The 21,029-nt window shown below is 32.5% G+C and carries 19 protein-coding genes; 13 read left to right on the forward strand and 6 right to left on the reverse strand.

The annotated features are described in order from the left end of the window. The first annotated feature begins 18 nt into the window (after window positions 1–18). The 4 genes from CN601_RS12085 to CN601_RS12100 all read left to right on the forward strand — a co-directional run bounded on the left by CN601_RS12085 (window position 19) and on the right by CN601_RS12100 (window position 5,445). Window positions 19–1,113, forward strand: coding sequence for a CotS family spore coat protein (locus tag CN601_RS12085; RefSeq protein ID WP_098171194.1), 1,095 nt, complete (start codon window positions 19–21; stop codon window positions 1,111–1,113). Further along, the gene (locus CN601_RS12090; protein ID WP_098171195.1) at window positions 1,113–2,816 is read left to right on the forward strand and encodes a glycosyltransferase family 4 protein; all 1,704 of its coding nucleotides are present in this window, start codon (window positions 1,113–1,115) and stop codon (window positions 2,814–2,816) included. Before CN601_RS12085 ends, CN601_RS12090 begins: the two co-directional genes overlap by 1 nt. Window positions 2,817–3,227: 411 nt before the next feature. Further along, on the forward strand, window positions 3,228–4,133 hold the full coding sequence (galU, locus tag CN601_RS12095; RefSeq protein WP_098120594.1) for a UTP--glucose-1-phosphate uridylyltransferase GalU: 906 nt from the start codon (window positions 3,228–3,230) through the stop codon (window positions 4,131–4,133). 1 nt (window position 4,134) lies between these two features. After that, the gene (locus tag CN601_RS12100; protein WP_098171196.1) at window positions 4,135–5,445 is read left to right on the forward strand and encodes a UDP-glucose dehydrogenase family protein; all 1,311 of its coding nucleotides are present in this window, start codon (window positions 4,135–4,137) and stop codon (window positions 5,443–5,445) included. Between the two features lie 42 nt (window positions 5,446–5,487). Here CN601_RS12100 and CN601_RS12105 read toward each other — a convergent pair whose 3' ends face one another. Both CN601_RS12105 and CN601_RS12110 read right to left on the reverse strand, forming a co-directional pair. Next, window positions 5,488–6,270, reverse strand: a complete 783-nt coding sequence (locus CN601_RS12105; RefSeq protein WP_098171197.1) for a HipA family kinase — start codon at window positions 6,268–6,270, stop codon at window positions 5,488–5,490. Next, window positions 6,263–7,372, reverse strand: a complete 1,110-nt coding sequence (locus CN601_RS12110) for a glycosyltransferase family 4 protein (protein WP_098171198.1) — start codon at window positions 7,370–7,372, stop codon at window positions 6,263–6,265. Before CN601_RS12110 ends, CN601_RS12105 begins: the two co-directional genes overlap by 8 nt. 381 nt (window positions 7,373–7,753) lie before the next feature. Here CN601_RS12110 and CN601_RS12115 point away from each other — a divergent pair, with 381 nt between their 5' ends. From CN601_RS12115 to menC, 4 genes are read left to right on the forward strand one after another with little or no spacing between them, the layout of a single operon-like run. After that, window positions 7,754–8,608: a MurR/RpiR family transcriptional regulator gene (locus CN601_RS12115; protein WP_098171199.1), complete on the forward strand. Its 855-nt coding sequence runs from the start codon at window positions 7,754–7,756 to the stop codon at window positions 8,606–8,608. A gap of 24 nt (window positions 8,609–8,632) precedes the next feature. Further along, window positions 8,633–9,763 carry an amidohydrolase gene (locus tag CN601_RS12120; protein ID WP_098171200.1) on the forward strand — a complete coding sequence of 377 codons (1,131 nt, stop codon included), beginning with the start codon at window positions 8,633–8,635 and terminating at the stop codon, window positions 9,761–9,763. Between the two features lie 18 nt (window positions 9,764–9,781). Continuing rightward, window positions 9,782–10,624: a GNAT family N-acetyltransferase gene (locus CN601_RS12125; protein ID WP_257131698.1), complete on the forward strand. Its 843-nt coding sequence runs from the start codon at window positions 9,782–9,784 to the stop codon at window positions 10,622–10,624. Window positions 10,625–10,658: 34 nt separating this feature from the next. After that, window positions 10,659–11,774, forward strand: coding sequence for an o-succinylbenzoate synthase (menC, locus tag CN601_RS12130; protein WP_098171201.1), 1,116 nt, complete (start codon window positions 10,659–10,661; stop codon window positions 11,772–11,774). Window positions 11,775–11,821: 47 nt separating this feature from the next. Here the strand turns inward: menC and CN601_RS12135 are convergent, their stop codons facing one another. From CN601_RS12135 to CN601_RS12145, 3 genes are read right to left on the reverse strand one after another with little or no spacing between them, the layout of a single operon-like run. Further along, window positions 11,822–13,006 (reverse strand): hypothetical protein, encoded by a 1,185-nt coding sequence (locus CN601_RS12135; protein WP_098171202.1) that lies wholly within the window; start codon window positions 13,004–13,006, stop codon window positions 11,822–11,824. 17 nt (window positions 13,007–13,023) lie between these two features. Continuing rightward, window positions 13,024–14,223, reverse strand: coding sequence for a DUF58 domain-containing protein (locus CN601_RS12140; RefSeq protein ID WP_098171203.1), 1,200 nt, complete (start codon window positions 14,221–14,223; stop codon window positions 13,024–13,026). Further along, window positions 14,224–15,174 carry an AAA family ATPase gene (locus CN601_RS12145; protein WP_098171204.1) on the reverse strand — a complete coding sequence of 317 codons (951 nt, stop codon included), beginning with the start codon at window positions 15,172–15,174 and terminating at the stop codon, window positions 14,224–14,226. A gap of 350 nt (window positions 15,175–15,524) precedes the next feature. Here CN601_RS12145 and CN601_RS12150 point away from each other — a divergent pair, with 350 nt between their 5' ends. The 5 genes from CN601_RS12150 to CN601_RS12170 all read left to right on the forward strand — a co-directional run bounded on the left by CN601_RS12150 (window position 15,525) and on the right by CN601_RS12170 (window position 20,022). Continuing rightward, window positions 15,525–16,694, forward strand: a complete 1,170-nt coding sequence (locus CN601_RS12150; protein WP_179865535.1) for a CapA family protein — start codon at window positions 15,525–15,527, stop codon at window positions 16,692–16,694. Window positions 16,695–17,340: 646 nt separating this feature from the next. Then, complete coding sequence (locus CN601_RS12155; protein ID WP_098171206.1) at window positions 17,341–17,889, forward strand: RNA polymerase sigma factor; 549 nt, start codon at window positions 17,341–17,343, stop codon at window positions 17,887–17,889. Next, window positions 17,886–18,344, forward strand: coding sequence for a zf-HC2 domain-containing protein (locus tag CN601_RS12160; protein WP_098171207.1), 459 nt, complete (start codon window positions 17,886–17,888; stop codon window positions 18,342–18,344). Before CN601_RS12155 ends, CN601_RS12160 begins: the two co-directional genes overlap by 4 nt. A gap of 14 nt (window positions 18,345–18,358) precedes the next feature. Then, entirely contained in the window at window positions 18,359–18,814 is a 456-nt protein-coding gene (locus CN601_RS12165) for a hypothetical protein (protein ID WP_098120581.1), read from the forward strand. Next, window positions 18,811–20,022: a DUF4097 family beta strand repeat-containing protein gene (locus CN601_RS12170; RefSeq protein WP_098171208.1), complete on the forward strand. Its 1,212-nt coding sequence runs from the start codon at window positions 18,811–18,813 to the stop codon at window positions 20,020–20,022. Before CN601_RS12165 ends, CN601_RS12170 begins: the two co-directional genes overlap by 4 nt. Before the next feature lie 63 nt (window positions 20,023–20,085). Here the strand turns inward: CN601_RS12170 and CN601_RS12175 are convergent, their stop codons facing one another. After that, the gene (locus CN601_RS12175) at window positions 20,086–21,012 is read right to left on the reverse strand and encodes a metal ABC transporter substrate-binding protein (protein WP_098171209.1); all 927 of its coding nucleotides are present in this window, start codon (window positions 21,010–21,012) and stop codon (window positions 20,086–20,088) included. Window positions 21,013–21,029: the final 17 nt, after the last annotated feature.

Genomic DNA, 21,029 nt, shown 5'->3' on the forward strand with positions numbered 1-21,029 from the left:
TAAAGTAGGAGGGAGAAATTGAATAATATAATAATTGAGCCATGGATCGTCGATGAGCTTATTCACGATGAGTTCTATGTGCCTGAATATATTGAAAAAATTGGGCTTGAAGTACTTAAGTTTTATAATCTTCAAGTAAACAGCATGCAAGTCATTACTACGAAAGCCGACAAAGGTGGAGCAATTTGGAAAATTGAAACGAACGAAGGACCAAAAAGCTTTAAACTTTTACACAGAAGACCTACTAGAAGTATGTTTAGTTTAGGAGCTCAGAAGTATCTGGTTGAAGTTCAACAAGCTAGAGTTCCAGGAATTGTTCGCACTAGAGACGGCGAGGAATTTGTAGAAGCTGGAGGAAAGCTATGGTTCGTTGCAGAATGGATTGAACAATTGGCTCCAGTTTCAAAAGATTTAGAAGGTGCTAAGCAACTCTGTCACGCACTTGGAGAGTTTCATCGTTTAAGTAAAGGGTATGTTCCACCGATTCAAGCAGAGGTTGCATCAAGACTACACAAATGGCCAAAAAGTTATGAAAAAATATATAACAAAATGAATTGGTTCAGAACAATTGCCTTAGCTTATGAAGAAATGCCTGCTAGTCAGGATTTATTGAATGTAGTTGATACATTTCAAGAGCAAGCAAGAAAAAGCATGGAAGACTTAAATGCTTCAAATTATTTTAATATGGTAAATGAAGGAAACGCTAGCTGGGGATTAGTTCACCAAGATTACGGTTGGTCAAATGGCCAAATGGGACCAAATGGAATGTGGGTTATCGATTTAGATGGAGTGGCATATGATTTGCCAATTCGAGATCTAAGGAAACTTATATCTGGCACAATGTCCGACTTATTTGGATGGGATGCTACATGGGTAAGAGAAATGATAAACGCATATCACGAAGCGAATCCAATCTCACCAGAATTATATGACGTATTAATGATCGATTTTTCAATGCCAAATGAATTTTATAAAAATATTAAAGAAGTTCTTTATGAACCAGAATTATTTTTAGGTGAACCTACTAAACAATTAATTCAATCAATCGTTGACCTAGAACAGTCAAAATGGGCAACATTAAATGAGATTCGCAACGACTGGAGTGGAAAATGATGAGAATATTGATGGTTTGTACAGAAAACCTACCAGTACCTCCAGTATTAGGTGGTGCGATCCAGACTTATATAGCAGGTAGTTTACCTTATTTAAGTAAAGTTCATGAAATTACAGTTTTAGGAGTTAATGACCCGTCATTACCGGATGAAGAAACGATTGGCGGTGTGGATTATGTACGTGTACCTGGTAAAGTATTAGAGCTATATCGTGAAGGTGTAGTTCAATATATCGAAGGAAAGCAATTTGATTTAATCCACATTTTTAACAGACCACGTCTTGTTCTGCCTATTAGAAAAGTAGCTCCAAAGGCAAAAATTACTTTAAGTATGCACAACGATATGTTTAATATTGGGAAAATTGCTGTTGATGAAGCGAATTTAGTTTTAGAAGAAGTTTCTAGTATTGTTACTGTCAGTGATTATGTTGGAAATGTAATTCGTGAACTATATCCTCAAAGTTCAAATAAAATTAGAACAATATACTCAGGTGTTGATTCTGATCGTTTCTTACCTGGAAATGATTCAAGAATAGTAAGTACGAGAAATACGCTTAGAAAAGAATTTGGTTTAGAAAATAAAACAGTTATTTTATTTGCGGGTAGACTTTCAGAAAACAAAGGTGTAGACCGTTTAATTAGAGCATTACCAACACTTTCAAAAACCTTCAAAGACTTAGCTTTAGTCATCGTAGGAAGCAATTGGTTTAGTCAAAACAATGTAACGGACTATGTTGCCTATATTCGTGCGATATCAAAAAAACAAGATGTACCGATTATTACAACAGGATTTGTATCGCCTTTTGAAATACAAAACTGGTTTGCAGTAGCTGATTTATTTGTATGTACTTCTTTATGGCAAGAGCCACTTGCAAGGGTACACTATGAAGCGATGGCAGCAGGTCTTCCTATTGTAACAACTGCAAGAGGAGGAAACCCTGAAGTAATTATTCCAGGAGAGAATGGTTTAATCGTAGAAAACCCAGTAGATCCAAATGAATTCGCTACCAAAATAACAGAGATATTATCAAATAAATCGTTAATGAAGAATATGGGAATAAGAGGTAGAGAGCTTGCAGTTTCTAAATATGTATGGAGTCGTGTAGCGGATGAAATTCTATCAGTATGGAGCAGAACAGAATATGCTTCTACAATTTCGCCGGAACAATTATTACAATATGAACCTCAAACATTATTTAAATCTGCAGTACAAAATAAACAGTTTATTGTGCCTAATGACATTGTTACTGAAGAAGTAGCACAACCAGCTGAAGAATTTAGTGGAGTAACAGCACTTCCAGCTCCAGAAATCATTGAAGTAACAGCACTCCCTGCTTCAGAAATCATTGAAGTTGAAGAACCAACTGTTGAAACGAAAGTAGAAGAATCAGAATCCCTAACTCAGTCTGAAACAAAAGTAATGGAAGAAGTCCTAGTAGAGCGAGTAAAATCAATCCCTAGACATAAAGAAATAGTAAAAGTTGAAGAGTATACAGCGAATACTAATCCAAGAGTACTGAAACGTATTAGAAGAGTAACTGATATGGTCGGAAATAATGTAAATAGAAGCAGAATAGAAAATAGATCTAACAATCTATCTAATAACTCATCTAACAATTCATCTAATAAAGTTAATTCCGAACCATATAAATTAAAAAGAATTACTAGCGTGACTGAAGTATATAGAAACAGAAATCGTTATTAGATCATGTTTTGAGGGGAAAGTCTAAATATAAAGTGCTGTCTCATAAGTTTAAATACTTTTGAGACAGTTTTTTTATTTTCATGAGGGATTCGTTTCGTGAGACCATTTAGTGAACTTTGCGGATCAAGTTGTGTACTTGCTTAATTAATGGAGAAAGTGATTTGATTTATGCTAAAAACAGCCTTATTAACTTCAAAACTGCCTCAGAAATTATTATATTAGCACAAATAATTCTAATTCAGAGACTAATTGCAATTTCTTCTGTTAGATGGCCTACTAAATGAAGATGTATGCTTAAAAACATCTAGTTTTTAAGGCATAATCTTTCTAAACATAATAGGTATATATGGTGACAAGTCCTCCTTAATTTACATATAAAGTAGAATGAACAAAAGTTTGGAGGCAAGTATAATGAAAATCCGCAAGGCTATTATTCCCGCTGCCGGTCTCGGGACTCGTTTTTTGCCGGCAACGAAAGCGTTGCCAAAGGAAATGTTACCTATAGTTGATAAACCAACTATTCAATATATTGTTGAAGAAGCTGTAGCTTCTGGAATTGAAGAAATCATTATTATTAGTGGTAGAGGTAAGCGAGCGATTGAGGATCATTTTGATAAATCATATGAATTAGAAGAATCATTATCTCGAAAAAATAAGCTAACAGTATTGGAAGAGATGCAGAAAATATCCAATATGGTGAAGATCTTTTATGTGCGTCAAAAGGAACCAAAAGGATTAGGCGATGCAATATTATGTGCTAAGAGTTTTATAGGAAATGAACCGTTTGCTGTTTTGCTAGGGGATGACATCGTTATGTCCACTACACCTTGTCTACAGCAAATTATTAATGTATACGAAAAACATAAAGCACCAGTCATAGCTGTTCAAGGTGTTCCTGATCAAGAAGTGAGTAAATATGGAGTAATTAAACCTAAAGAAAGTACTTATGATACAAATTTATATCAAGTTGATTGTCTTGTAGAAAAACCAAAATTAGAAGATGCTCCTTCCAACTATGCAATTATGGGACGATACATTCTTACTCCAGAGATATTCGATATTTTATCAACACTATCTGTTGGACAAGGATGTGAATTGCAATTAACTGATGCGATTAATGAATTAAATAAAAATCAGCCCGTCCTAGCATTTAATTTCGAAGGGAAACGATATGATATTGGAAATAAAATTGGGTTCATTATGGCTACAATTGATTTTGCGATCAATAGAGAAGATATAAAAAATGAAGTGATTGCATTTTTAAATGAGGTCATAGCAGAAGACAATCCAAATATGAAGAATCAGGAAGTGGATTAACTTGAAAATTTCTATATTAGGTACGGGCTATGTAGGTTTAACAACAGGAGTCTGTTTAGCAGAGATAGGTCACACAGTTACTTGTATTGATATAAATGAACTTAAAATCAATAATTTAAGTGCCGGAATATCTCCAATATATGAACCAGGAATAGAAGTATTAATAACTAGAAATATAAAGTTAGGAAAATTATTTTTCACAACCTCATACGAAAAAGGGTTAGACGATGCTCAAGTTATTGTTGTTGCAGTAGGTACCCCTCAAGGGGAAGATGGAGCAGCAGATTTAACTTATCTTGAAGGTGCGGCAATTGATATCGCAAAAAATGTTAAAAAAGATGTAATTGTTGCTATTAAAAGTACAGTACCAGTTGGAACGAATGAAATCGTGAAGGAAATTATTCAACAAAATTGTAGTGAAGATATTGTCGTTGACGTCGTTTCAAATCCTGAGTTCCTTAGACAAGGCTCCGCGATTAAAGATACAATGGAAGCAGATCGAATTATTATAGGTAGCAGTAATCAAGAGTCTGCTAGAATTGTTGAAGAAATGTATAAACCATTAAATGTACCAATCTTAATTACTAGTATTCGAAGTGCAGAGATGATTAAATATGCGTCTAATGCATTTTTAGCTAGCAAAATAAGTTATATAAATGAAATAGCAAACCTATGTGAAGCACTCGGTGCAAATGTTGAAGATGTGGCAAAAGGAATGGGGAAAGATAAACGAATCGGTGAAGCATTTTTATATGCAGGGATTGGCTATGGCGGTTCTTGTTTCCCAAAGGATGTTAAAGCATTATTGCACACAGCTCAGTTAAATGGGGTTGAATTTGGATTTTTAAATGAAATTATTTCAATTAATAAATTCCAACACGAATTGCTTGTAAAAAAGGCTATAAAACGATTTGGTGAATTAGAAGGGAAAAAGATCGCATGTTTAGGACTATCATTTAAACCTGATACTGACGATATGCGAGAAGCACCATCTATTAAAATTGTAAATTCTTTAAGAAAATTAGGTGCAGAAGTAATAGCATATGACCCTGTCGCAATTGAAAATGCCAAAAAAATTCTAGGTAGTAATATTACGTACGCTAGCTCAATAAATGAATGTGTAACAGATGCAGATGCAATTTTTATTGTAACCGAGTGGAGAGAGTTTAGAGAACTTGACTTACCAAGCGTATTAAGTAAAATGAAGAATCCAATTATTTTTGACGGAAGAAACTGTATTATGGAAGATCGAATAAGAGATTGCGAGAAAATAGAATATTATCCAGTTGGTAAACCGTCCATCATTAAATAGAATATAAAAACGACTTCTAAAAATTGAAGTCGTTTTTTCACGTTATTCATTTTGTTCATGTAAAGGACGGTAAATCGTTTTTACGAATTTATGTTTTAGGTATGGGAGAATTTTTTTTCTTCGATTTACTAATCTGCCTACAATTGCTTTTTTGTCATCCTTTGAAAGTAACCAATCATCAGGTGTTAATTCCACAATTTCTTCTAATAAGAGGACTGGGAATCTTTGGATGATTTTCAGTTGTTCATTAAATTTTTCTTCACTTTCTATATACTGGGACATGAATTGATGAGTGGAACTTTTCATAATATTTTGAGGCAAAGTTTCTAACTCTGAAACTAACCAACTGTAGGAACCAAATGCTTCAGCATGATCAATAATCCAAAGCTTAAATTTATCTAAGGTTTCTTCATGTAGTAAAATATTTTTTCGAGTACGGTCTCCATTACACAGCCAGTAGTCAAATAAAATGATCCCAGCTAATTGTTCTTTATTTACTATACTTGGAACTGCACCAACTTGATGACCATTTAAAGTTTCAGGTACATACAAAGACGCGAACTGAAACTTTGAGAGTTGAAGTTCTTCTAGTTCTAATTCTGGTATTGTATTGGAAAATTCTTCAGGAATCGAGACGATTTGAGCGTAAGGAACAGGCAAATCTAAAAATCTAGCAATGCAATAGGCAACCCATTCGTTTGGTAATGTTTTCTCAAATCCAGAACGAAAATATTTCACAACATAATCTCTACCATCATTAAAGGTAATTAAATGAGCATTTGATTTTCCTTCAAGTTTTTTTATATATGAAACTGGTTCAATCATTTTGGATCACATCGCTATTATTAATTTCACCAATTTTTAAAAGATACTCGCGATAAATATCGGCTACTTTTTGAATCGCAAAATTTTGTTCAACATGCTTTACGGCATTTTGTGAAAGCTTTTGATGAAGTTTTTGATTATCAACTATTTGATAAATCATCTTTACGGCATCTTGTACATCATGTCCCCGAAATAACATACCTGTTTCACCTTGGAGAACGATTTCCGAAATAGGCATAATATTAGAGGCAACAACAGGAACTCCACATGCCATGGATTCGATAAATGTATTGCCAAAAGACTCAACTTTTGTTGTAGCGATCGTACAACCGCCTGATTGAAGTACTTTTGCATAGACGTGAGGCATTTGCTGATATGGAATAACCGGAAACCATTTGATCATATCAGTAAGACCTTCTTCCTTCCAGGTCAATGCAAAATCTTCTCGTTGGACACTTTGAGCTCCTCCGATTAACCAAATTTCAATATCTGACCGTTCACTTTTAATCCGCTTTGCAATCTCAACTAACATCGGCCAGTTTTTACGTTTATCTACTCTGCCAATCCAACACACTACTTTTTTGTTAGCTGGAAGTATTGGTTGAACATCATATGAAATTTCATCTGTAGCTAATGGATGGAAAAATGTGGTGTCAACACCATTGTAGATTACTTTAATGGGGATATTATCTGTTAAGATGGAGACTAATCTTTTTTGATAATTCGATGGTACGACAATTGAAACAGGTTCAACTGACCTGAATTTTTTTAAATGTGGCTGAAGTTTAATTAGCTCTGGCGTTCGTGCTTCTACAATAACTGGACCTTTGTATTTAGCTTTTTGTAACCATTTATATGCTGCTCCTGTATCTACTACAATAATTGCATCATAGGAATTATTTTTAATGATCCCAATGATTTCGTTTTCATCTTTTGTTAAATAGACAGGTGCAATATCTTCCATTATGTGTAACCCACCATGATCAGTTGTATATAGAAACTCAGTATGAATACCAAATTTTTTAAAGTAAATTGAACGATTCCTCCAGCCAGCATTAACTCCACCAACTGTTAAGAGACGCCATATTATTAAAACTTTCAAATTTTCCCCTCCTTGGATTTAGGGTATACAAATAACTTTTATATCCTTTACGAAAACTATTGTATACACATTTATGGCTTTCGACCGGATTCAAATTTTGAATAGTAGTCCTATTTTAGTTAATTCAAATTAAAGTAAATTGTAAGGGCAATTAACTAATTACTACAAATATTTTACGGGCAAGAAGAGAAAGGAATGCAAGAAATTTGTGGGACAAATTAGAAAGTTTTTTACTATTTTTTTAAACCTTTTCGTAAGCATTTACCTCTACTTTTTCTTGCCCATGCTTTTTGGTTATGATAATGTATATGTTAAAGAAGTATTGACTGCAACTTTCTAAAAAGATGAAGTTTAAACTTCGTTGACGGAAGGATTTAAAATATGAAGCGACCTAGTTTTAAATTGTTAGTAAAAGAGAAGTTTTCACAATTATCTCCGGGGCAAAAAAAAGTAGCTACTTATATGATTGAAAATTTAGAGGAATGTGCATTTAAAGCAGCTTATCAAATAGGCAGAAAAGCTGATGTGAGTGAGACTACAGTTATTCGACTTTCGTATGCACTCGAATTTGAAGGTTTCAGTGATATGCAGTTAAGCGTTCAAAACGAATTTCTACATTTAAATAAAGCAGATTATATGAAAGAAAAAGAAGAAATTAAGGATATAAGTGGTCATCATACTTATACAAAAATTATCGAAAATGAAGTAAATATTTTAAGAAATTTGTTACAACCTTCCAATATTGAGGAAATATCAAAAGCGGTAGAAGCAATAATTAGCTCCGATCAAGTGTTAATCGTCGGACATCGTGTATCTCATATTGCAGCGTATTGGTTTGCAAATACGTTAAGTTCAATTAGAGGTAATGTAATGTATTGTTCTCCAGCGGGAGATTTTTTTGAAAAATTCTGCAATTTGACGGATAAATCAGTTGTCATTGCATTTTCATTTCCAAGATATGCTAAGGAAACATTAACAATTGCCGAATGTACAAAAGAGAATGGAGTTAAGTTAATATCAGTAACTGATCGATTATTGTCACCGATTGGAAGAATTGCAGATATTATTCTCACGACAGAAGAGAATGTAGAAAGTGGATCAAACTCGGTAGCATCAGTTATTAGCCTATTAAATTTAGTGATTGCTGGTTTATATGAAAAGGATAAAAAGAGAATTCAAATGTATCAACAAAAATTAGAAAAAATCTATTCAACATATGAAGTCTTTATAGAGTAGAAATTAAGCGAGGAGAAATAGCTAATGAATCCACAATCCTTTCTAGACATTAATAAGGAAGCAATAATACAAACTTATCAAGATTTACATAAGTTAGCTGAACCGAGTTGGCATGAAGAAAAAACAGCTAATTATTTAAAAGAACGAATAATCAATGCAGGGATCGAAATTAAAACGTTTGAAAGTCATTTTGGGTTTATTGCTGAAATAAAGGGTGAAGAAGATACAGTTGTTGCACTAAGAGCAGATATGGATGCGCTAGTTCAAGAAGTTGACGGTGTTGTAATCGCAAACCATTCTTGTGGCCATGATGCTCATAGTACGATGGTTTTATATACAGCGTTGGCCATGGCAGCTAGTAAGATTAAGCCAAAACATACGATACGCTTTATCTTTCAACCAGCAGAAGAAAAAGGTGAAGGTGCACTACAAATGATGAATGATGGAGCATTAGATCATGTCATTTCATTATTTGGAGTACATTTAAGACCTGAAAGAGAAGTTCCTTTCCAAAAAGCATCTCCAGTCATCATACATGGCTCAGCTGAAACGATTAAAGGTACAATTCAAGGTATTCAAGCACATGCATCTCGACCACAGGATGGTATTAATGCGATTGAAGTAGCTGCTGAACTTGTATACAAATTAAAACGATTGAACTTAAATACTGACGTCCCATACTCGATTAAAATGACGCAAATTCAAACAGAGAATGAAGCATCAAATACGATACCTGAAACCGTAAAGTTCTCCCTTGATGTAAGAGCTCAAACAAATGAGATTATGAATCAATTAAATGCTCGTGCAGTCGAGGTTTTTGAAGAAACGATGGATGAAACAAAAGCTAAGATTTCGTGGGTAATGGAAGAATTTGTTCCAGCGGCGGTTCAAAACGCTCAAGCAATAAAAATGACTGAAACTGCAATTAAAGAAATGATCGGAGTAGACAACCTAGTGCCTGAATGCATTTCAAATGGAGGCGAGGATTTCCATTTCTATACAAATAAATATCCTCAAATTGCAGCGACAATGGTTGGTTTAGGTTGTGGACTAACTCCAGGATTACATCATCCACATATGAAATTTAATTTAGAGGCTCTGCAATATGGAGCAAAAATTTTAACTCAAACTGTCTTATTAGCATCAGAACAATAAGAATAAGAGGTGAATAGATTGCTAAACGAAGTGAATCAATCCGAAGCTACGAATGGTATTACAATACGTGCTCTTCATTCAATAGAAGAAATGGAGCAGGTTCGAACATTAGAATCAAAAATTTGGGGATTTGAGGATTCAATTCCTACTCATCAAACAATTACAGCTGCAAAGAACGGTGGCCTAGTTTTAGGGGCTTATTTTGAAGGTGAAATGATCGGGTTTCAATATAGTTTTCCTGGATTCGATGGTCAAACTGTTTATCTTTGTTCGCATATGCTTGGAATCGATCAAGCGTTTCGTAATAAAGGAGTCGGAAAATTGCTTAAAATTGCTCAACGAGAAGAAGCGCTTAAACTCGGTTATAAACTAATAACTTGGACATATGACCCTTTAGAAACTGCAAATGGATATTTAAATATTGCAAAATTAGGTGGAGTTTGTCGTACGTATATTGAAAACTGCTATGGTGAGATGGACGATTTGTTAAATAGTGGAATTCCATCTGATCGTTTCCTAGTTGAATGGCATATTTCTAAAAATGAAGATGAAAAAGAAAATTTAAGACAAGTTGAATTGAGTGAAGCACTTGAACATTCTCTGATTGAATGGGAAGAAAATGAAGACGGATTACCTATTCCGAATATAAAAGATTCTTTTGAAATGAGTGATCTAGTATTTGTTGCTGTTCCAAAGGATTTCCGTACAATAAGAGAATCAAATATTCATATTGCAAATGAATGGAGAATGAAGACTCGAGAGTCCTTTCAAAATTTATTCCGAAATGGTTGGAAAGTAACAGGATTTTATAAGAATTCGGAAACTAATCTGCCAGTCCATTTTTATATACTAAAAAAATAAAAAACGATTATTTATTATAAGGGAGAGTTCGTAAATGAAAATTAAACAAGTAATATTACGCCATATGAAACTGGATTTATTGCATCCATTTACAACAAGCTTTGGAACAGAGTATGACCGTGAGTTTATTCTATTAGAAGCGATAAGTGAAGACGGAATTTCAGGATGGGCTGAATCTGTTGCAATGCTTGATCCTTTATATAATGAAGAAACTGTAAAAACAAACTGGCATATTCTCGAAGACTATTTAATTCCAATCGTCTTAAATAATGAAATTAATCACCCTGATGAACTTTCCGAAAAGCTATTTTCGCATATTCGTGGAAATTATATGGCTAAAGCTGCCATTGAAGGTGCGATTTGGGATCTCTATGCCAAGCAAGAAAACATTCCACTTTCTACTGCAATCGGTGGAACTAAAAAGGAAATTGAAGTTGGGGTAAGCATAGGCATTCAAGATTCAATTGATTCTACAATTAAAATCATTGAAAATCGTCTCGAGGAAGGCTACAAACGATTCAAATTAAAAATTAAACCAGGCTGGGATATTGAACTGATCGATAAAGTTAGAAAGGTGTTTCCAAATATCCCTTTAATGGCAGATGCTAATTCAGCTTACACTTTATCGGATATGGATCAGTTAATCGCTTTAGATGACTATAATTTAATGATGATCGAACAACCACTTGCTTACAACGATATTATCGATCATGCAGATTTACAAGCAAGAATGAAAACGCCTATTTGTTTAGATGAAAGTATTCATTCATTAGAAGATGCTAGAAAAGCGATAAAACTAGGAAGCTGTAAAATTATTAATATTAAAATTGGGAGAGTTGGCGGAATAACTCAATCAAGAAAAATACATGATTTATGCATGGAAAATAACATACCATTATGGTGTGGCGGAATGCTCGAATCAGGTATCGGAAGAGCACATAATATTGCAATTACTTCATTACCTAACTTCATTCTACCAGGTGACACAGCTGCTTCCTCACTATATTGGGCTGAAGACATTATAGAACCAGAAGTAACTGTAGAAAATGGAATGATCACTGTTCCAAATAAACCAGGCATAGGCTACGAGCCACACATGAAAAATATCGAAAAATATACAATTGCTACTAAAGCATACAAGAAGGCATAATAAAGAAAAAACACAAATTTTTAATAAAATTTGTGTTTTTTTACCCTTTAATCTTGCTCTTTATCCCTATTCCTAATCATTTCTTTAATCCTCTTAACCTGTTCCTCATACTTTTCAATATCCTTTAGTTCCGCTTTACCATATCGTACTGAATTATATGCATTGATTAGTTCGTCTTCATTTGAAATTTGAATACGTTTAAACCATTCGTTTAAAGTTTCACCGTTATGGCGACCCATTTTGTGCTTCGATGCAAATTTCTGAAGTTGAAAGATTAGTTTTCTTATTTGATCAGTAGGGGCATTTGCTTTAAAAAGTCGTCTTTTTATTCTCATAGATTCTGGAATTGTTTCGTATTCAATACCAATATCTTGTTGGAAAGATTGGTTTTCAATACGAATAAATTTAAGCTTTCTAATAACAAACCAAATTGCGATTAAAACAATTATTAGTATGGCTAGCCAAACCCAAGTAGGTACTGATTCTAAAATAAAATGCTGATTTTTTGGATTTTGTGGTATTTGATTTTTAACTGGATGACGGTTAAGTTTAATTTTTTCAACTTTAAAATTTTTGTGATCAGCAAAGTTGAAAATAGGTGACGCTACAAATCCAACTACTTTAAATAATCCATCAAGTACTTTAAAAATACCCCATTTAAATAATGGTACGACTAACGTGAATATACCAGTTAGTATTGCTGCAATTAGTATTGAACCGAACATGCCGCGAGAGTTTTTAATACTTTGTGTAATAACTGCTTGCTGAAAATATCTCCCTAAACTAAAAAGAATTGTAAACATAATAATTAGCCCATATACGAAACTTTTATACTCATAATGGGATGGCCAGGCAAAAAAGAGTACGAATAAACTTGTAAAATAAAAAATTATTTGCAATTTATTTCGTTCTTCATTCCATAATGAAGTGTCTTTAAGAAAAGCCTCAATTCGAAAAAATATAAAGGAAGCGCATAAAATTGATGTAACCGAATTTAAGCCAAGATTGTAGCCAACTACTCCGCAAAAAATGGCAGCAAAATACGAGCTAACACGAGACACTTTAGATTTATTTAAAGAGTAAAATAAAATTAGATTTCCAATAAGAAAAATGCAAATCATAGCCAAAGTAGGCGGTAGTTGATTTTTTGATTCATATAAAAATAGAACGATTAAATATAAATATAGATATTCTAATGAGAAAAAATATGTAGGTAGTAAACGTAAAATCATTTCATTATCCTTTCGACTTAATTCTGCCCAAATGGAACAAGCTTTGGACTTTCTAAATCATCTTGTAGATAATATATATTTTGACCGCGTTTTCGCATTTGCGCGAAGTATCGATCTCCATGCTTACCGAACGGTCCACATAAAATCACAACAGGAGATTTTCGTTGTTGTTTTTCAACGTAATGTAATAATCGATCGATAGGCTGTGTCGTTCTTGCTCCATTAATACGGGCAAGGATTTCAAAAGTTTTACTTAATTGAGATTTTCCTCCACCAATCGGTAAATGATAAACAGGAACTCCACTTTCCATGTTCAAATTTAGAAAGATTTCATACTGAATATTTTTAAGTGTTGCATATTGGACCATATAGGCAATATTACTTGCAATCGATTCAATATTCTCAACGATACTTAGTCTGAAATTTTCATGGTTTGGATTTCTTAAGTTGATGATAAACGTAAATGAATAATCAGCAGTTCGTTCATATATTTTAGTTTGTAGTACTTGCGTCTTGGCACTTGCTTTCCAGTGAATTCGATGAAATGAGTCCGAATATACATAATCTCTAGTTCCAATCGGAGCTAGAAAATCTTCAAAAATACTAGATGGTGTCACAAAATTACCATATGAATTAGTTGACATTATTTGGTCAATTTGAGGTACAGGAATTAAGCTTGGATAAACGATTATTTCTTTTTGTAAAAGTGGTTTATAAGTTAAATGTACATAACCTAAGCCAAAAAAATTTGAAATGGTTAGCTCCAATTCTTTTATTCTCGTAACTCCACGTTTTGTCGCCAAGAGCGGTAAAGAAAGCTGAACAGTCTCATTACCTTTTAATTGAATAGGTATAATTAGTTCTAAATTCGAATCATTACTGATTGTTTTAAACTTTTCACCTTCTAAAATTGGATTTAATTTTATTCGGACTGTAGCGTTTATGATCGGTAACCAATTATTTTGTTTAATTTTGACTGGTATTGTAAATTGATCTCCAACGGTAACATGAATTGGTAATCGATCGTTTTCAATCGTAAGGTGATCAGCTATATGATTTAAATAATATCTACTCATTAAACTAAGAATGATTAGAAAAGCACCTAGAAACATTAACAAGTATGAAGACTGATAGAAATTAATAATTAAAAAGATTGCGCCAAAAATAATAAGTACATCAAGGGAGTTCTTTCCATTAATCTCTTTATGCCAAGTCATTTATTGACCAGCTCCAGCTTCTACAGGGACCTCAACTTGTTTTAAAATTGATTCAATAACTTGTATAGCATTGTATTTAAAGGATGCTTCAAGGTTTAATACGATTCTGTGTGAGAGAATATAGGCCGCAACATCTTTTACATCTTGAGGTGTAACAAATGTTCGATTATTAATATAAGCTTTGCCTTGCGAAGCTCTCATTAATGCCAATGTACCACGTGGACTAACCCCAAGCTGAACATCTTCATGATTTCGAGTTAGATGTACAATTTTTAAAATATAATCTTCCACTTCATCTGAAATCTTAACAGTCTTCACTTGTTCTTTCATTTCATAAATTTCATCTAATGTTAATACTGTATTTAAGTTCGAAAATGGACTATTTAAACGATATGATTTCATAATGCTTTTTTCTTCTTCAAACGTAGGATACTTCAAACTGATTTGCATAAAGAAGCGATCCATTTGTGCTTCAGGTAATGGGAATGTACCTTGCTGCGATTCAATTGGATTTTGAGTTGCAATAACGATAAATGGGTTAGGTAGACTAATCGTTTCTCCATCGATTGTTACTTGTCGCTCTTCCATTACCTCTAATAAACTAGCTTGAGTTCTAGGGGTAGCACGATTTATTTCATCAGCTAATAAGATATTCGTCATAACTGGACCGATTCGAAGTTGAAAATCTTGTTCCTTTGGATGAAAAAATTGAATTCCAGTTACATCACTCGGTAATAAATCTGGAGTAAATTGTATCCGCTTAAACGAACCATTAATCGTTTTTGCAAAGCTTTTAGCTAATTGAGTCTTACCCGTTCCAGGTACACTTTCCAATAAAATATGTCCATTATTTATTAAAGCAATGAAAATCATTTCAACGACATCATCCTTACCGATAATGACGTTACTTATTTCTTTTTTTAACTGTACTAACTTTTCTGATATACCCATTTTACTCTCCTAACACTTTCGAAACTTAATAGCCTCATAATAATAAGAATGTCGATATTAATTAAAACCGAAAACTCCATTCATATTGACCATATTATTATTTTAATAGTTCTTTCATACTTAAGTCCAATAATTCTTAATTTTTAAAAAAATGTTATCTTAAAGTATTAATAATGATTGATATTTATTAATAAACAATGTAGAATTAAATGCCAATTTGTAAAAAAATGGGAAAGGATGAAATGGATTAGATAATAAATATTAATATGGGACAACTTAAAAATGGACTATTCTTAACCTACCAATAGGCTAAAATCTTTAATCGAGTCCCGAACTTTGGAGAGAAAAATGTGAAAAAATTTATAATAATATCGATAACTTGTATTTTTGCTATATTGACTGCTTGCTCAAAAAATAATCAAGAAAATAATGTAAAAGAAAATAAATTAAAAACAGAACAGGTCAAAAGACCGAATGAAACTGTTGAGAAAAAAGATGAGGTTGTTTCGAAAGTTACTGTTGGTGCTGTCGGTGATATATTAATACATAATGAAGTTTATGAGGATGCTATGCTTCCAAACGGTATTTACAATTTTAATAAAATGTTTGATGAAGTTAGAAAAACGATGGAACGGCCAGATATTTTAGTAGCGAATCAAGAAACAATGATTGGCGGAAAGCAGTTTGGATTATCAACTTATCCAGCATTTAATAGTCCATATGAAGTCGGTGATGCACTAAAAGGTGCTGGAGTTGATTTTGTAACATTAGCTAATAATCATTCACTTGATCGCGGTGAAAAAATAATCCAAAGTGCACTTTCTCATTGGAATGCAATTCACATGCCATATACTGGGGCATTTAAATCGAATGCGGACCATGACCAAATAAGAGTTTTAGCAAAAAATAATATACGCTTCTCATTTCTTGCTTATACATTTGGTACAAACGGAATCCCTGTTCCAAAAGGCAAAGACTATTTAGTAAATTTAATTGACCTAACCAAGATAAACCGTGATGTTGAAAGAGCTAAAAAAATATCTGATGTCGTAGTAGTTGCGATGCACTGGGGTACTGAATATGAAAGAATGCCAAATCATACTCAAAAGGAACTGGCAAAAAAATTAGCAGATATGGGAGTTCAAATTATTATTGGTAATCATCCACATGTACTACAGCCACCGGCATGGATAACAGGAAAAACGGGGAATAAATCAATTGTCTTTTACTCGTTAGGAAACTATTTATCAGCTCAAGATGAAATATATGAGTTAATTGGTGGCCTTGCTACAGTAGACGTAGTAAAAACTCAAAAAAACAAAGATGTAAAAATTGAATTAACTAATCCAAGTTTTTTCCCCACTTATAATTATTATCGAGATAATCGAAACTTTAAAATTATGTCTTTAGAAAATATAAATGAAGTAAATTTAAAAAATGGCAAATTGAGATATGAAGAAATAATGAAACATATGCGCACCTATATAAAGGATTTACATAGTATTCCTGAAGTTCAATAATAATTAAGTAAATCGCAATTAATATCGAAGAATCGTAAATAAAAAAGGCAAATCGCAATTAAAATCTGGGAATCACAAATAAAATCTGGGAATCGCAATTAAAATCTGGGAATCGCAAATAAAAAGGGCAAATCGCAATTAAAATCGGAGTATCGCAAATAAAAAGGGCAAATCGCAATTAAAATCAGAGTATCGCAAATAAAAAGACAAATCGCAATTAAAATCGGAGAATTGCAAATAAAAAAGGCAAATCGCAAATAAAATCCGAGAATCGAAAAAAAACAGGGCAAATCACAATTAAAAATGTAAAAACTTAATTAAAGTAGGTCAATATTTGATCAAAACGATGTAAAATCAGTAAAAACATACAAAATTACAAAAAAAATGACTGATTACATAAGTTTTTTCCTTAAAACTTCACAACCGACGAAACAAAAAAAGCTTGTATTGATCAATATAAGCTTTTTTTTTGTTCATTTATTCATTAAATAAGTATTTTCCCACAAACTACTTAATAGTTGATTTACATGACTTTTTTGCTTTAATTTATATCTTTAAAAATTTTATTAAAAAAACTTTTAAATTTTTGCAGGGTTTTTAAAATTGTCTTCGTCTAAAGTTATGGATAGGGAAAAGAGGTGATGCAATGGAGTCGGATGAACAATTAGTAAAAAATATATTAAAGGGAAATCATCAACTATTTAAGGAATTAATTTTAAGATACGAAGCAAAGGTATTTGCAGTAGCATTGAAAGTTTCAACTAATCAAAAGGATGCTGAGGATATTTCGCAAGAAGTCTTTCTCCAATTGTATCGTTCTCTTGAAAACTTTAACGGAGAATCAAGTTTGGCAACATGGATTTATCGAATTACAATGAATAAAGCAATTGATTTTAAAAGAAAACAAGTTAAACAACAGGAGCATGAAACGGGTGAGTTACTTTCTACTTTACCAGAAGAGAATATTTTAACACCTGAGGAAGCTTTACTAAAAACGATCGATAAAGAACTTATTCATTCATATTTAATTGAATTGCCACAAGCATATAGCGATGTATTGAAATTGTATTATTTTGAAGAACTGACCTACGCTGAAATAGCTATGAAATTAAATGTAGCCGTTAAAACTGTAGAGTCACGTTTATATCGAGCCAAACGATTAATTAAAGACAAGCATAAAGGAGGGGTCATTTGAAACATTTAACTTCTGATCAATTATTATCGTATCAACAAAATAAGCTTTCAAAAAAAGAATCTCTTATGCTTGAACAGCATTTAAATGAATGTAGCTCATGCAAGGCTGAACTTGAACTTCTTAATGAATTACAAGAGGAATGGATGAATCCACCTGATTATCACTTTTCTGATGACTTCGTGAACGAGATTATGAAGCAAACTGAGTTAATCGAGATTAAGGATCAAGTTAACGAAATGAAATCGAATAATCATAATTCCAAAAAAGTTCGCTTTATCCATTTAGTATTGGCTGCAGCAGCAACATTTTTATTTTTCCAATTTCAATTAGCTGAGCGAATTTCAAATTCAAATCGTCAAGTTGTACAAACAATCGATCAGACATCTTCATTAATTGAAAAAAGTGAAAAAATAACAATATCTATTCCAAAAATATTGAAAGAAAATAAAAAATAATGGAGGTACAAACTTTGAAATCACGTAAAAGATTAGTTTATATATTATCAATTTTACCTGGGCTTGGTCATTTCTATTTAGGATTAATGAGTCGAGGATTGCAGTTTATGCTACTTTTTTTCGGAACAATATTTTTAACAAATTTAATTTCAAGTTTCGGATTTTTTATACCAGTTATTGTATTTTATAGCTATTTTGATGCTCTACAATACCATAGCAAATATCGTGAGGATATCGAATTAATCGATGAGCCAATTTTAAATAATCATTTTAAAGTTAATAAATTTTTAATTGGTTGGGTATTAATCGGTTTCGGTTGCTTATCATTATTAGAAAATGCCTCAGATTATATCTCAAGACACTACAATCTATTTATTGATTATCATCTAGTTCAAAATTTAATAATCAGTTTCGTGTTTGTTGTACTTGGTATTAAATTATTAACTGGAAAGCCGAAGAAAGAAGTATGAGGAACTGGAAAGTTGGCACTATAACTGCTGGAATTATTTTGATTGCAATTGGTGTATTGTGGTTTCTACAAAGTTTTATTTCGATACCATATACGAAGTTTTTAATTAATGCTTGGCCAGTTGCTTGTATTTTATTAGGGCTTGAAGTCTTGTTCTTTCATTTAGTAAGAAAAGAAGACACACTTCGTTTTCACGGATTTAGTATTTTTCTACTTGTTTTAGTAATGATTGTTTCAATCGTGTTTAGTATAGGACATTATTTTATTAAAGAAATTGGGTACACGTTTAAAACCAAAAATATTGAAATAAATGATTCACAAACTATTTCTACATCAATTAATGAAGTTATTATTAAAGCAACGGATGGAGAAATAAATGTAAATGGAACTGACTCGAATTCGTTAAAAGTAAACGGTACGATCCGAATACCTGATAATGGTAAAAAAGAAACAGGGAAGTTATCAGATTATTATTCGGTAAAAACACTTGGAAATAAAATGGTTATAGAAATTAATGATGATGACAATAACATATTCCATTTTGGATATAAAAAGGCTGAGTTATCAATTGATTTGCCGAAAAGTATGATGACGAATATTAAAGTAGACGATGGTTCGGTAAATTTAACGAATAAGGCTAATGATACAGTAATTAATTCGAATGACGGTCAAATAAATGTTGAAAATGTATCCGGAAACTTAGTTGCAAAAACTAGAAATGGCTCAATTAGCTTAACTAAAGTGAATTTAACAAATGAAAGTGAAATTGCAACACGTGACGGAGAAATTACAGTTAGGAATATATCTGGCTATTTAAATGCAAGCACAAAAGATGGTAGAATTTCGTTTGACCATGCGAATATGGAAGGTAGAAGTGAAATCATTACAAATGATGGCGAAATAACCCTGAATGAGTTTAAAGGTGAAGTTAACGCAAAAACAAATAACGGTTCAGTTAATGTCGACGATGCATTATTATTTGGTAGTAGTAACATTACTTCAGATGACGGTGAACTTCAAATCAACTTGCTAAAAGATAATAGCATTGCAATTAATGCAGAAACAAATGATGGAAACTTTGATGGGAATATAGGCTGGAAAATGAAAAATAAAGATGAAATCCATTCAAATCAAGCGATTGTTGGAAGTGGAGAAAACCATCTTAATTTAAAAACGAAGAATGGATCGATTTACGTTAATAAAGATTAGAAGATTAATATAGTTAAAGTTAAAAGCCCCAAGCATGGAATGGGGCTTTTTTGTTTTAAGTTATTATTTATTTAACGCGTTAATGATTGTTTTTGTATTCCATTCCATCATACCTAGGTAAGTATCACCAGCTTCACCTGGTTTACCTAAGGAGTCTGTAAAAACAGTACCAGCTATTGGTGAGCCTGTTTCCCGTGACACTGTTTCCATACTCCGTGGATCAACACTAGTTTCCACGAAAAGAACTTTTACATTTTTTTCTTTAATTAAATCAACTACATTTTTTATTTGGCTAGGGGTACCTTGACCTTCAGAATTAATTTCCCAAATATAGCCTGATTGTAAATGATAGGCTTCACTAAAATATTTAAATGCGCCTTCACTAGTAATTAGGAAGCGTTTTTCCATCGGAATTTTATTTAATTCTGTTAAAGTATTTGCATGTAGCTTTTCTAATTTTTGAATATACTCATCTGCATTTTTTTGATAATATGCTTTATTTTTTGGATCTTCTTTTATTAATGCATCTCGTATATTTTTAGTGAAAATGATTCCATTTCGAATATCAAGCCAAGCGTGTGGATCTGTTTCACCTTCTAAACCATTTGACTCTAAGTAAATAGGTTTTACATTTTTACTAACCATATAAACAGGAGCGTCCTTGCCCGACTTATTGGAACTTTTTAAAAGCTTTTTAAACCATGAATTACCTTGTTCAAGATTTAACCCATTATAAAATACAACATCTGCATCAGTTGTTTTCATTAAATCTTTTGGAAGGGGATCATATTCATGAGGATTTGCTCCAATTGGAACTAAACTATGAATCTCAACTTTATTGCCTCCTATATTTTTTACTAGATCAAAAAGAATAGAATAAGTTGTAACGACTTTAAGTTTTTTATTTTTCTCGACCTTTTCATTTGAACAAGCTGATAATGCTATTATGAATAGTAACATCAATGGTATAAATTTCTTTAATATCCTCATGTTTATTACCTCCTTTA

The organism is Bacillus sp. AFS017336, from assembly GCF_002555445.1.
Taxonomy (GTDB): Bacteria; Bacillota; Bacilli; order Bacillales; family Bacillaceae_G; genus Gottfriedia.

Excerpts from the sequence above, each read along its gene's own strand:
- CN601_RS12090 (WP_098171195.1), top strand. The coding sequence starts at position 1,113 with ATGAGAATATTGATGGTTTGTACAGAAAACCTACCAGTACCTCCAGTA.
- galU (WP_098120594.1), top strand. The coding sequence starts at position 3,228 with ATGAAAATCCGCAAGGCTATTATTCCCGCTGCCGGTCTCGGGACTCGT.
- CN601_RS12105 (WP_098171197.1), bottom strand. The coding sequence starts at position 6,270 with ATGATTGAACCAGTTTCATATATAAAAAAACTTGAAGGAAAATCAAAT.
- CN601_RS12115 (WP_098171199.1), top strand. The coding sequence starts at position 7,754 with ATGAAGCGACCTAGTTTTAAATTGTTAGTAAAAGAGAAGTTTTCACAA.
- CN601_RS12120 (WP_098171200.1), top strand. The coding sequence starts at position 8,633 with ATGAATCCACAATCCTTTCTAGACATTAATAAGGAAGCAATAATACAA.
- menC (WP_098171201.1), top strand. The coding sequence starts at position 10,659 with ATGAAAATTAAACAAGTAATATTACGCCATATGAAACTGGATTTATTG.
- CN601_RS12135 (WP_098171202.1), bottom strand. The coding sequence starts at position 13,006 with ATGATTTTACGTTTACTACCTACATATTTTTTCTCATTAGAATATCTA.
- CN601_RS12140 (WP_098171203.1), bottom strand. The coding sequence starts at position 14,223 with ATGACTTGGCATAAAGAGATTAATGGAAAGAACTCCCTTGATGTACTT.
- CN601_RS12145 (WP_098171204.1), bottom strand. The coding sequence starts at position 15,174 with ATGGGTATATCAGAAAAGTTAGTACAGTTAAAAAAAGAAATAAGTAAC.
- CN601_RS12155 (WP_098171206.1), top strand. The coding sequence starts at position 17,341 with ATGGAGTCGGATGAACAATTAGTAAAAAATATATTAAAGGGAAATCAT.
- CN601_RS12170 (WP_098171208.1), top strand. The coding sequence starts at position 18,811 with ATGAGGAACTGGAAAGTTGGCACTATAACTGCTGGAATTATTTTGATT.
- CN601_RS12175 (WP_098171209.1), bottom strand. The coding sequence starts at position 21,012 with ATGAGGATATTAAAGAAATTTATACCATTGATGTTACTATTCATAATA.